The organism is Kribbella sp. NPDC049174 (genome assembly GCF_043197365.1).
Lineage (GTDB): Bacteria > Actinomycetota > Actinomycetes > Propionibacteriales > Kribbellaceae > Kribbella.
Genome location: NZ_JBICSZ010000003.1, coordinates 810,113 through 821,826, shown reverse-complemented (window position 1 = coordinate 821,826; position 11,714 = coordinate 810,113). Strand labels below are relative to the sequence as shown.

Below are 11,714 nucleotides of genomic sequence, written 5' to 3'. Positions count from 1 at the left end.
AGGATTTCGCTGAGCGAAAAATTCTTCTTTCAACGAAAAGGTTAGCCGATGGCCGGTGAGGCGTCCACAGGCACGTTCCTGCAAGGGCTCGACCGCGGGCTCGCGGTGATCCGCGCGTTCTCGGCGGACGCACCTTCACTGACGCTCAGCGAGGTGGCCCGCGACGTCGGGATCACCCCTGCGACGGCCCGGCGGATCCTGCTCACCCTGTCGGAGCTCGGGTATGTCAGCAGCGATGGCCGGCGGTTCTCGCTGACGCCGCGCGTGCTCGCCCTCGGCTGGGCCTACCTGTCGTCGCTGGACTTCGGCGAGCTCGCCGGACCGTTCATGGAGGAGCTCAGCGCGAAGACCCGCGAGTCCTGCTCGATCGCCACCCTCGACCTACCGGACATCGTGTACGTCGCTCGCGTCCCGACCAGCCGGATCATGACCGTCGCCCTCGGGGTCGGCGCCCGGCTGCCGGCGTACGCGACCTCCATGGGCCGTGTCCTCCTCGCCGGCCTCCCCGACGACGAGCTCACCGCCTACCTGTCCTCGGTCAAGGCCGAGCCGCTGACCGACCGCACTGTCACTTCGCCGGACGAACTCCGCGACGTCATCACCCGAGCCCGGTCGGACGGTTACGCCCTGGTCGACCAGGAACTAGAGCTGGGCCTCCGCTCCATCGCGGCCCCCATCCGCAACTCCCGAGGCCGCACCATCGCCGCCCTCAACGTCTCCGCCCACGCCTCCCGCTCCACCCCGAGCTCCCTGCGCACCGGGGTCCTCCCGCATCTGCGGGCCACCGCCGACCAGATCACCACCGCACTCACCCACCGAGGCCACCTCTAACCCCACCGCGTGCCGGTGAGGCCTTGGAGCTCCGCGCCGCCCCAACCCCACCGCGGCCACCCCTAGGCCTTGTTCAGTCGGTCCATCTGCTCGGCGTCCAAGCGGATCTCGACGGCATCCAACGCCTCATCGAGCTGACTGACGGACGAGGCTCCGAAGAGCGGGATGACGACCGGATCCTGATGCAGCATCCACGCCAGCACGACCTGGTTAGGTGTCGCGCCCAGTTCCTGCGCGACCTGGCGCAACACCTCGAAACGCATGTAGGCGGTCGGATGCGCATACCCGCGCTCAGCCGGAAATGGACGCTCGGGATGGCTGTACGAGCCGGCCAGCAGCGGGCTGTAGGCCACCAGCGTCAGGTCGCGATGCTCGTTGAGGTAGTCGAAATGCTCTACCCCGGCGTTCGGGAGATGCGGGCTGCCGAGACGTTGGAGCCCGTCCTGCGCCAACGGGCTGGGCCACAGGTAGGTGTAACGCTGCTGAACGACCGAGTACTGCGCGACGCCCTGATCGGCGGCGAGTTGCCGAGCACGTTCCAACCGCCAGCTGGTGATGTTGCTGCAACCGATCAGGTCGACGACGCCCTCGGCGGCGAGTCGTCCGAACGCGCCGACGGTCTCTTCCAGTGGGGTGGACCGGTTGTCGATATGCGCGTAGTACAGGTCGATGCGGTCGACGCCCAGCCGGGTGAGACTGTCCTTGACGGCGGACTCGATGACTGCCGCGCCGAGTCCTTCCCAGTGTTCGTCGTCCGGGTTGCCGGGAACGGTCGTCTTGGCGCCGCACTTCGTCGCGACGACCAGTTGGTCGCGGTTGCCGCGAGAACGCATCCAGCGGCCGATGAGTTCCTCGCTCTCGCCGGCGTCGCCGGTCCATTGGCCGTAGTTGTTGGCGGTGTCGATGAACGTCCCGCCGGCGGCGACGAAACGGTCGAGGATCGCGGTCGCTGTCTCGCGGTCCGTCGTACCGCCGAAGTTCATCGTGCCAAGGCACAACGCGCTGACGGTCCGGCGATTGCCAATGGTTCGGTACAGCATGGAGTGCTCCCTCAGATGGTGGATTGTCGACGTCAGGCTCAGAAGCGCTCGACGTCAAGCCGTGCGTGACACGACCTAAGCTCTGGTCGTCCGCGACCAGTCCCCGGACTACGCCGGTACTGCGGATGCCTGCGAGCGCCGGTATCCCGCGATCTTCCGGTTGATCACGTCCAGATCGCGGTGCAGGTCGGCGATGTGGTTCAGGACCCGATCGCGATGCGCCTCCAGCAGTTGTCTGCGCTCCGGATCGGTGACTGCGCCGGCCCGCGCGAGTTCGGCATAGCGCAGCATCTCGCTGACCGGCATGCCGGTTGCGCGCAGTCGCATCAGGAGCGCCAGCCGGCGCAGGTCGACCTGCATGTACTGCCGGCGGCCGGAGGCGTCGCGAGCGACGCCTTCCAGCAGGCCGACACGCTCGTACCAGCGCAGCGTGTCGGCGGACAAGCCGGTCAGTGCGGCGACTTGCCCGACGGTGAGCGGTTCGTCGACGTCCGGGATGAGCTCGTCGACCCCGCAGGTTTCCTCGCCCGGTGCTTGATCGTTCACGCCCTCCAGACTTCCTCCTGGAGTGCACTCCAAGTCAAGGCTCTTTTCGATCAGCCCTTCAGTTCGGCCAGGATCTGCAGGTAGTGGGGGTTGGTCATGATGCCGATGATGTTGCCGAACGGGTCGGCGACCGCGGCGGTGCGGAAGCCGGTGTTGCTGCCTCGTTCGGTGATGGGTTCGATCTCGGTGGCGCCGAGGGAGAGAAGCCGCTCGAAGGTGGCTTCGAGGTCGTCGACGTGCCAGTGGATGATCGCGCCGGCGGGGCCGTCGGTGACCTGGTGCCGCGCGTACTTCGCGTCGATGATGCCCAGTTCGCACTGGAGGTCGCCGAAGCGGTACTCGAGGTAGCCCGGGTTCTCGAAGTCCGGCACGGCGAAGTACGGCTCGATGCCCAGCAGTTCGGTGTACCACGCCCGCGCGGCGTGCATGTCGCCGGCGTAGAAGCTGACGGTGGCAAATCCTCGCAACATCTCGGTGGTCCTTCCTTGGCGTTCCCGGTTGATGACCACCACCTTTCCACCCAAACTGCTCACCAAATGAGCACTTTTACCGACGACCCTCGGAGGTCGTGCTGGGCCGGGCGGCGTGCTAGTCGGTCTGCGTGACCTTGCGGAGGCCTCGGGGGGCGTCGGGGTTCAGGCCCAACTTCCGGGCCAGGGACTCGATGGCCCGTTGGGCAGGGATGACCAGGGCCAGGGGGGCCAGGGTTTCGGGGAGGTCGGGGCCGGCCAGGTTGACGTCGCAGCGGGAGGCGAAGGTGGAGTCGCCGCCGATGCCGAGGATCTTGCTGCCCTTCTCGCGGACGAGGCCGGCCAGTTCGATCATGCCCGGGAGGGCAGGACCATCGCCGGCTGCGACCAGGATGGTGACGAGGTCCGCGTCGACGACCGCGATCGGGCCGTGCTTCAGGTCGGCGTACGAGAGACCGCGGACCGGCTGGAGGCAGGTCTCCTCCAGCTTGAGCGCGACCTCGAGCGTCGTACCGAAGGTCAGCCCGCGACCGCTGGCCAGTACGTCGTGCGCACCCGCGAGCAGGTCGGCGGCCTCCTCGACCGAGCCCTCGAGCATCTTCGCGGCGGCGTCCGGGACGCGGGCGATGTCGCCGTCCAGGGTGCCCGGCTTCTGTGCCAGCGCGTCGACGGCGACGGTGATCGCCGCGAGCTGCGTGGTGTAGGTCTTGGTGGCCGGTACGGCGAGTTCCTGGCCGGCCTGCGTGATCAGCGCGACGTCGGCCGTCGACGCCAGCGGGCTGTTGCCGTCGTTGGTGATGCCGACGATCGCTGCGCCGTTGCGCTTGGCCCACTCGGCGGTGTCGACGATCTCCTGGGTCGCACCCGACTGGCTGACCGCGACGACCAGCGAGTTCGACAGGTCGAGGTTCGCGCCGTACAGGGTGGCCACCGAGGGGGCGGCCAGGGAGGCCTGCCGGCCGGCGTGGATCTCGGTCAGATAGCGGCCGTAGACACCCGCGTTGTCGGACGATCCCCGGGCCACGAAGATCACGTGCCGGCGCCCCGCGGCCAGTCGCGTGATGTCGTGCCGCAGTGGCAGAACGTGCTCGAACGTGGCCGCCAGCGCCGCCGGCTGCTCGGCGATCTCGCGCGCCATCTGGGTTTCCTGGGCGGGGACAGACACCACTACGATCACTGGTCCTATCTGGTCTTAACAGGTATGCTGCGCACGATAGCAGTGAGCGGCGTCCCGGGGCACCCCCGAGACCCGCCCAGGTCTGGAGGATCGAGATTCGATGGTGGCGACCAAGCGGGCCCAGGTCCGATCGGTACTGGAACGGCTGATCGATGTCGAACTGCACCCCGGGGACCCGATCCCCTCCGAACGCGCCCTGGTGGACAAGCTGAACGTCTCCCGGGTGACCGTCCGGCAGGCGATCAGCGACCTGGTCGAGTCCGGTGCGCTGGAACGCGTGCACGGCAAGGGAACCTTCGTCACCGGACCGCAGGTCGACTCCCAGTTGCACCTCACCTCGTTCTCCCGGGAGATGCGCGCCCGCGGCCTCGAACCGGGCACGGTGGTGCTGTCGGCCACCGAGATCGAGGCGTCCGACGAGACGGCCAAGGGACTCCGGGTCGCCAAGGGCACCAAGGTGATCCGGGTCGAACGGCTCCGCACCGCCGACGCCTCGCCGATGGCCTACGAGGTCGGCTACTACCCGTCGGCGCTCTTCCCCGGCCTGCTCGGCCGTGAGCTCGGCACCCTGTACGACGTCTTCGCCAGCGAGTACGACGTCGTCGTCACCTCCGGCGAGCAGACCGTCCGGGCGGACAACGCCGATGGTCATGTCGCCCGGGTTCTCGGCGTGGCCAGGCGGGCACCCCTGCTGGTCCTCGAGCGCACCACCTTCGCCGGCCGCAAGGTCGTCGAACTGTCCTGGTCGGCCTACCGGGCCGACCGCTACCGGCTGCACATGGCCCTGACCCCGCGCGGCCCGAGGTCCGGCTCGGCCTGAGCCGACGTCATCAGGTCGCAACGAACTGGACCGGTCCTGTTCATCAACTGGTCTGCAACCCTGCCGAATGCTCCCCGGCCGCCTGGCCGGTCCGGCAGGCGGGCCGCCGGGTACGACGAAGTGCCCGCCGGTGATACTGGAGCTCAACCCACAAGAACTGTGTTGTGAGGAGTACCGCGAGACATGCCTATTGCCACCCCTGAGGTCTACGCCGAGATGCTGGACAAGGCCAAGCAGAACCGCTTCGCCTACCCGGCCATCAACGTCAGCTCCTCGCAGACGCTGATCGCCGCGATCCGCGGTTTCGCCGAGGCGGGCTCGGACGGCATCGTCCAGGTCTCCACCGGCGGCGCCGAGTACCTGTCCGGGTCGACCGTGAAGAACATGGTGACCGGTTCGGTCGCGCTGGCGGCGTACGCGCACGAGGTCGCCAAGAACTTCCCGGTGAACATCGCGCTGCACACCGACCACTGCCCGAAGGACAAGCTGGACGGCTTCGTCCGGCCGCTGCTGGAGATCTCCGCCGAGCGGGTCGCCCGCGGCGAGAACCCGCTGTTCCAGTCGCACATGTGGGACGGCTCGGCCGTGCCGCTGCAGGAGAACCTCGAGATCGCCAAGGACCTGCTGGCCAGGTCGGCCGCGGCGAAGATCGTGCTCGAGATCGAGGTGGGTGTCGTCGGCGGCGAGGAGGACGGTGTCGCCAACGAGATCAACGAGAAGCTCTACACCACCGTCGAGGACGGCCTGGCCACGGTCGAGGCGCTCGGCACCGGTGAGAACGGCCGCTACATCACCGCGCTGACCTTCGGCAACGTGCACGGCGTCTACAAGCCGGGTGCGGTCAAGCTGCGGCCGGAAATTCTCAAGGAGATCCAGGACCAGGTCGGCGCCAAGGTCGGCAAGGAGCGCCCGTTCGACCTCGTCTTCCACGGCGGCTCCGGGTCGACGCTGGAGGAGATCCGCGCCGCGGTCGACAACGGCGTGATCAAGATGAACGTCGACACCGATACGCAGTACGCGTTCACCCGGCCGGCCGCGGGCCACATGTTCAGCAACTACGACGGTGTGCTGAAGGTGGACGGTGAGGTCGGCAACAAGAAGGCCTACGACCCGCGCGCCTGGGGCAAGCTGGCCGAGGCCGGCATGGCCGAGCGCGTCGCCGAGGCCTGCGAGAGCCTCCGCTCCACGGGTACGTCGCTGAACGCCTGACATCTGTTTCTCCTGACAGAGCTGGGGTCTCGAGGGGCTCACCGCTGTTTGCGGTGGGCCCCTCGCTCACATCCGGGCACGGGCGAGGTCGAAGTGTCTAACTCCGGTACGGCGGGAGGCGCGGGCGAAGGTGGATCGGATGCGGTCGACGACGCGTGACGGGTGGTCAAGGTCGGACCAGGAGATCCAGCAGTGCTCGACCGGACTTGGCGCGGACGGATCGACGGGTGCCGCGGGGACGGTCGGGTCGATCTCGTCCGGGGCAAAGTCGTCGCACCAGAACGGGTAACGCGGCTCGAACTCCAGCACCGTGCGCTCCTCGGGAAACCACAGGATGCCGGTGTCCGGACCGACTGACTCCGGGAGGTCTGGGTCCGGGGCCGAGGATGGTGATGGGCTGGGCAGGCCGGCTTCGGCGAGCATGAAGCGCAGCCGCGATTCGGCGACCGATGCCGATTCCGTGCAGGCGCGAGCCATCACCTGAAGTGCGCGTTCGTTGCCGTGATCCTGGGCTGCGCGTTTCAGGGAACGTCTGGTGACCAGGCCGCCGTACAGCGCGGCTTCGGTCAGGGCGACGGCCGGGCTGATGGGCGCGGTCGCGGCTACCTCGACGACGGCGCGGGCCGGTGAGACCATCCGCAACTTGTTCCAGACCTGGATGCCAGGGCCAACGGGATCACGGATGTGCCGGTGCACTCCACCCACGCAGCCGCCTCGCCCGTGCGGGGCGGTCACGTGCACACGGGACAGGTCCAGACCCCAGAGCGGCAGGGCATGGAGTGCTGCCGCCGACTGGTGGCTCGCGAAGACGGCTGGGCCGCCGGAGCGGAGCACGCGGTACACCTTCCGCAGGTGCAGGACCTCAGCGGTGACGAGCGTGAGCGCCCGGTGCGCGGCATACGTGCCCGGCCGGATCCGGCGCCAGCCGCCAGTGTCCAGCAGAGAGTCGATGTCCGGGTCGGGGTAGCCACAGGCGCGCGCGTCGGCACGGGTGAACACCCCGCCGCGGATGGTGGCCATCACGGCGAGTTGAGGGTTCATGCCTAGAAAGTGCCGTGATCAGCCTCGCGATCTCAGCCCGACTTCAAAACTGTGGACAGCGGGCATGAAAAAAGCCCGTCATGTTTGTATGACGAGCTCTGCGCGGGTTGGAACCCAGGGTTGCCAGAGGAGCGGCATGTTGGCCTCACTGGGGGTGCGGTTGCCCTTCCGCTCATTACAGGAGGCATGGGCGGCCACGGCGTTCAGCCACTCGGTGCGGCCGCCCCTGGATCTGGGTTGGACGTGGTCCATGGTGTCGGCGTTCTCCAGACCGCAGTACGCACACCGGAACTTGTCCCGCCGCAACACTCCGTGCTTGCTGTACTTCATCCGGCCGGCCGCGTAGCGCCAATGCGTGACGACGTACCGGACCAGGCGCAGCACCCGTGGAACCGGAAAAGGGCCGATGGTCCGTTCGCCGTGCGCCTCTTCCACCACCGCAACCTCGCGGACCAGCATCCGGATGGCGTGCTGGATCGACACGGTGTGCAGCGGCTCGTATGACGCGTTCAGGACTATGACGCTCATCCGGTGCCTCCTTCCGGCCGTAGCTGGGAACCACGGCGGCTATCACGCAGGGTCTCAAGCATCCGTGGCCGATCGGTGAACGGTCAACGGATTTCGCCAGACGGTCACGTGCCGGTTCGGCTGCGTGATCGGCGAAGATGTGCTTATGGAATTGAACAATCTGCTCTCAGGTCCACCCGAGACACTACTCCCCGTAGACCCGGCCGCGGCGGAACTCGCCGCCGGGGCCGCTGCGGTGGACGTCGCGGCCAAGTTCCCGACGTCGTCCCTGGCCTGGAGTCAGCTGGCCGAGGCGGCGCTGGCGGACGGCCGGACGATCGAGGCGTACGCGTTCGCCCGGACCGGCTACCACCGCGGTCTGGACCTGCTCCGCCGCAACGGCTGGAAGGGTCACGGCCCGGTCCCGTGGGAGCACGAGCCCAACCGCGGGTTCCTGCGCTGCCTGGCCGTGCTGGGCAAGGCGGCCGCGATCATCGAGGAGAAGGACGAGGCCGAACGCTGCGCGACGTTCCTGCGTGACTCGTCGCCGACGGCGGCGGATGCGCTGAGCTGAAACGTGGTTGTGGGGCTGGTCGCCCGGCGGCATGATCCGTCGGGTGACGAGCCCCTACGCGCAAGACGGATTCCGGGTCGGCTTCGATTGGGCCGCCACCGGAGCAGCCGCTGTGCCCGGCAGCATCACGGCTGTGGTGGACGTCCTGTCCTTCACAACGGCTGTGACGGTCGCAGCGGACCGCGGTATCGAGGTCTACCCCTACCGATGGCGCGACGAGAGCGCTGTCGCCTACGCGAAGCAGTACGACGCCGTGCTGGCAGTTGGAAGGTCCGAAGCGGGCCCGGGCGAGGTGAGCCTGTCGCCGGTCACGATCCGTCAGGCCCAGGGGATCGAGCGGTTGGTACTGCCGTCGCCCAACGGCTCGACCATCTGTCAGCAGCTCAGTGAGACCGGGTCGACTGTCATCGCCGTCTCACTGCGTAACAGAGCTGCCGCCGCTGAGTGGGTCAGCAAGCGGCTGGCCGAAGACCCCCAGCTCACTGTGGTGGCGATCGCAGCGGGGGAGCGCTGGAAGGACGGGTCGCTCCGGCCGGCTGTCGAGGACCTCTGGGGTGCGGGCGGGTTCCTCGCCGCTCTCGACGTCGACGGCTTCTCCCCGGAGGCACGAGCGGCCGCCGCGGCCTTCAAGGACGCACAGGACGACCTCCCAGACCTGCTCCACGAGTGCGCCGGCGGTCGCGAACTCACGCAGTACGGCTTCCCGGAGGACGTGGCGATCGCGGCAGAGGTGGACAGCAGCCGGTCCGTGCCGGTTCTGCAAGACGGTAAACTGAGCGCGTCAACCTGAACCTCGAGGTTTCTGCCCGTTGACAGAGCCGGCAGGCGGCGCGCGTCCCCGCTTCCTGCCGAACATGGACGGTTGTAGGCGGACTCGGACAGACCGGTGAAGCTGGACGCCCACGGTCGGTCCCCGCCCCAGCGGGTAGCGGAAGGTCTCACCGTGCCGGCACTCACCGGACGGATCAGCACGCCCACAACCAACTACGCAGCGGTACTGCGTACTCCCGGTGCGTGGAAGTTCTACCTGGCGGCCGCACCGGCTCGCATCGGTCTCGCCATGACCAGTCTGGGCATCGTCTGGCTGGTCCACGGATCCACCGGCTCCTACGCTGCCGCGGGCAGTGTGACCGGTGGCTTCGCAGTCGCAGAGGCTCTGGCGGGTCCACAGGTCGCCCGACTCATCGACCGCTTCGGCCAAACTCGCATGCTGCCGATCACACTGCTGGCACACGCGGCAGCCGTCGCTCTCCTGATCGGCGTGACTGTCTCACAGGCGCCACTGTGGGCGCTCATCACAGCGGGAGTCCTGGCAGGTGGGTCAATCCCGCAGGTGGGCGCACAGACCGGAGCTCGCTGGTCGCATGCGCTTCGCGGCACGCCACTGCTCTCGTCTGCCTTCGCACTGGAGGCCTTGGGTGTCGGAATCGCCTTCATGGTCGGGCCCGCGCTCATCGGCACAGTCAGCGCGACCGCCAGCCCGGTGGTTGGTATGGCGCTGGCCACCAGCCTGGTGCTGACTGGTGGATTCTCCTTGGCCGTGCAACGCCGTACGGCGCCACCGCCGGCCAAGCGTGATCGCACCAAGGACCCGGATCGTCTGCTGCGCAAGGGTTTCCTGGCGCTGGTGGGCACGAACATCGGTATCGGCATCTTCTTCGGCAGCATGCAGGTCGCGGTCACCGCGTACGCCGTCCACCGCGGTACGCCGTCACTGGCCGGACCGCTCTACAGCATCACCAGTCTGGTCGGGCTGGTCGCCGGATTCGCCTACGGTGCTAGGCGTTGGCGGATGCCGGCGCGCAACCAGTTCGTCGTCGTACTGGCGGCTCTCACCATCAGCACGATCCCGCTACTAGTCGTCGAAACCCCTCTGGCTATTGGAATTGCGTTGGCACTGCCCGGCCTGGCCATCGCTCCGTTCCAGACCCTGTCCGCTGTGCTGGCCGAGTCGGAGGTGGAGTCCGCCGTACTCACGCAGGCCTTCACCTGGCTGAACTCAGGCAGTGCGGCAGGCATCGCCCTGGGCGCCGCCTTCGCCGGCCGAGTGGTCGACACGAGCGACGCTCACTACGGCTTCGCAGTCGCTCTGCTGGCCACGTTGGTCGCGACGGCGATGGCACTCGTGGTCAGGGTCAGCGGTAGGTGATTTGGCGTTCCGCGGCGGCGCGGGCTGCGTACTCGGCGGGGGTGAGACCGATCTGCTGCTTGAACTCCTTGGAGAAGTGGGCCTGGTCGAAGTACCCGAGTGATGCCGACAGTTCGGCCAGCTCGGAGACCTCGCCCTGCGCCAGCAGCTCGGCGCCGTCGTGGAGCCGGTAGCGTCGGAGGACCCATTTCGGGCCGACACCGACGTACCGCCGGAAGAGCCGTTGCAGCGTGCGGATCGGGACGCCGAACTGCTCGGTGATCTGGTCCACCCGGGCCACCGAACGATCCGCCGCCATCGCCTTGACGATCTCCCGGACCAGCTCGTACGACGGGTCCGGGGGCGCGAGCTGGTCGCGCAAGAAGGCCTCGAACACGGCCCGGCGCCGTACGTCGGAATCGGCCGCGAACATCAGGTCCGCGAGCCGATCGCCGTCCGGGAACACCGCGGTCAACGGCAGCACCTGGTCCCGGAACGACGCTACGTCCAGCCCGGTCACCGCACCGAACCCACCGGCCCAGAACTTGACCCCGAATGCTCGGCCCCGGCCGATCAGCTCCCGCTCGAACTTGCGCGTGCAGACCCCGTTCACGAACGCGCCGCCCGGCTGCTCGAACGTCACGTTGACACTCGGGAACGGCAGCACCTCGGCCGTGTACGGCTCGTCCAGGTCCCACTCGACGATCCAGTACCACTCGACGAACCGGCCGACGTCGGGCCCGGCGGCGAGCCGGCTCAGCGTCCGGTGCCGGGCCTGCTCCCGCGGATGCAGGATGCCCTTCTCGCTCTCCGGCGTGCTCAAATCTGCCTGTCGCTTTCTTACAAGACCGGTGCGTCGTGGACGCGTTGACTAACTGTCATGACGACGAACACGGTAAACCCCATCCCCGACGGTTATCACTCGCTGACCCCGTACCTCGCCGTACCGGACGGACCGAAGGCGATCGAGTTCTACCAGTCGGTGTTCGGGGCCGAGGTGATCAGCCGGCAGGACCTGCCGGACGGGCGGGTCGGTCAGGCGGAGCTGAAGTTCGGGAACTCGATGCTGCAGTTGAGCGACCAGATGCAGCAGATCGGGCTGCGGGCGCCGAACGGTGAGTGGGTGCACTCGTCGCTGGTGCACTACGTGCCGGACGTGGACGCGACGTTCGCGAAGGCGGTCGCGGCCGGGGCGAAGCCGGTCGAGGAGGTGCAGACGTTCATGACCGGAGACCGGTTCGGGACGGTGATCGACCCGTTCGGGCACCGGTGGGCGATCCTGACGAAGGTCGAGGACGTGTCACGGGAGGAGGCGGACCGGCGGGTGAAGGAATGGCTGGCCTCCAACCCGGAGGAGCTGCAGTAGGCGGT

At 68.0% G+C, this 11,714-nt stretch carries 14 protein-coding genes; 7 read left to right on the top strand and 7 right to left on the bottom strand.

Going from position 1 to position 11,714, the window contains the following annotated elements:
- The first annotated feature begins 48 nt into the window (after positions 1-48).
- Complete coding sequence (locus ACGFIF_RS21315) at positions 49-831, top strand: IclR family transcriptional regulator C-terminal domain-containing protein (protein ID WP_393156604.1); 783 nt, start codon at positions 49-51, stop codon at positions 829-831.
- 62 nt (positions 832-893) lie between these two features.
- Here the strand turns inward: ACGFIF_RS21315 and ACGFIF_RS21310 are convergent, their stop codons facing one another.
- From ACGFIF_RS21310 to ACGFIF_RS21295, 4 genes are all read right to left on the bottom strand, one after another.
- Positions 894-1,871: an aldo/keto reductase gene (locus tag ACGFIF_RS21310; RefSeq protein WP_393156602.1), complete on the bottom strand. Its 978-nt coding sequence runs from the start codon at positions 1,869-1,871 to the stop codon at positions 894-896.
- A 108-nt stretch (positions 1,872-1,979) separates the two neighbouring features.
- Positions 1,980-2,417: a MerR family transcriptional regulator gene (locus ACGFIF_RS21305; RefSeq protein ID WP_393156601.1), complete on the bottom strand. Its 438-nt coding sequence runs from the start codon at positions 2,415-2,417 to the stop codon at positions 1,980-1,982.
- A gap of 50 nt (positions 2,418-2,467) precedes the next feature.
- The gene (locus tag ACGFIF_RS21300) at positions 2,468-2,887 is read right to left on the bottom strand and encodes a VOC family protein (RefSeq protein WP_393156600.1); all 420 of its coding nucleotides are present in this window, start codon (positions 2,885-2,887) and stop codon (positions 2,468-2,470) included.
- 118 nt (positions 2,888-3,005) lie between these two features.
- Positions 3,006-4,025, bottom strand: coding sequence for an SIS domain-containing protein (locus ACGFIF_RS21295; protein WP_393156599.1), 1,020 nt, complete (start codon positions 4,023-4,025; stop codon positions 3,006-3,008).
- A gap of 139 nt (positions 4,026-4,164) precedes the next feature.
- Between ACGFIF_RS21295 and ACGFIF_RS21290 the strand changes: the two genes are divergently transcribed.
- Positions 4,165-4,884 carry a GntR family transcriptional regulator gene (locus ACGFIF_RS21290; RefSeq protein WP_132156117.1) on the top strand — a complete coding sequence of 240 codons (720 nt, stop codon included), beginning with the start codon at positions 4,165-4,167 and terminating at the stop codon, positions 4,882-4,884.
- Positions 4,885-5,067: 183 nt separating this feature from the next.
- On the top strand, positions 5,068-6,093 hold the full coding sequence (fbaA, locus tag ACGFIF_RS21285; RefSeq protein ID WP_393156597.1) for a class II fructose-bisphosphate aldolase: 1,026 nt from the start codon (positions 5,068-5,070) through the stop codon (positions 6,091-6,093).
- A 66-nt stretch (positions 6,094-6,159) separates the two neighbouring features.
- Here the strand turns inward: fbaA and ACGFIF_RS21280 are convergent, their stop codons facing one another.
- Positions 6,160-7,134 carry a type IV toxin-antitoxin system AbiEi family antitoxin domain-containing protein gene (locus ACGFIF_RS21280; RefSeq protein ID WP_393156595.1) on the bottom strand — a complete coding sequence of 325 codons (975 nt, stop codon included), beginning with the start codon at positions 7,132-7,134 and terminating at the stop codon, positions 6,160-6,162.
- 78 nt (positions 7,135-7,212) lie between these two features.
- Positions 7,213-7,662, bottom strand: coding sequence for an HNH endonuclease (locus ACGFIF_RS21275; RefSeq protein ID WP_393156594.1), 450 nt, complete (start codon positions 7,660-7,662; stop codon positions 7,213-7,215).
- A gap of 145 nt (positions 7,663-7,807) precedes the next feature.
- Between ACGFIF_RS21275 and ACGFIF_RS21270 the strand changes: the two genes are divergently transcribed.
- The 3 genes from ACGFIF_RS21270 to ACGFIF_RS21260 all read left to right on the top strand — a co-directional run bounded on the left by ACGFIF_RS21270 (position 7,808) and on the right by ACGFIF_RS21260 (position 10,364).
- Positions 7,808-8,215 carry a DUF3151 domain-containing protein gene (locus ACGFIF_RS21270; protein ID WP_393156592.1) on the top strand — a complete coding sequence of 136 codons (408 nt, stop codon included), beginning with the start codon at positions 7,808-7,810 and terminating at the stop codon, positions 8,213-8,215.
- Positions 8,216-8,258: 43 nt separating this feature from the next.
- Positions 8,259-9,005, top strand: a complete 747-nt coding sequence (locus ACGFIF_RS21265) for a 2-phosphosulfolactate phosphatase (RefSeq protein WP_393156591.1) — start codon at positions 8,259-8,261, stop codon at positions 9,003-9,005.
- Positions 9,006-9,158: 153 nt separating this feature from the next.
- Entirely contained in the window at positions 9,159-10,364 is a 1,206-nt protein-coding gene (locus ACGFIF_RS21260; protein WP_393156589.1) for an MFS transporter, read from the top strand.
- Here the strand turns inward: ACGFIF_RS21260 and ACGFIF_RS21255 are convergent.
- A complete protein-coding gene (locus ACGFIF_RS21255) occupies positions 10,351-11,166 on the bottom strand; it encodes a DUF6597 domain-containing transcriptional factor (protein WP_393156588.1) in 816 nt (271 codons plus the stop codon). The two genes, ACGFIF_RS21260 and ACGFIF_RS21255, sit on opposite strands and share 14 nt — an antisense overlap.
- Before the next feature lie 57 nt (positions 11,167-11,223).
- On the opposite strand from ACGFIF_RS21255, the gene ACGFIF_RS21250 reads away from it, so the two are divergent.
- Positions 11,224-11,709, top strand: coding sequence for a VOC family protein (locus ACGFIF_RS21250; protein WP_393156586.1), 486 nt, complete (start codon positions 11,224-11,226; stop codon positions 11,707-11,709).
- Positions 11,710-11,714 lie beyond the last annotated feature (5 nt).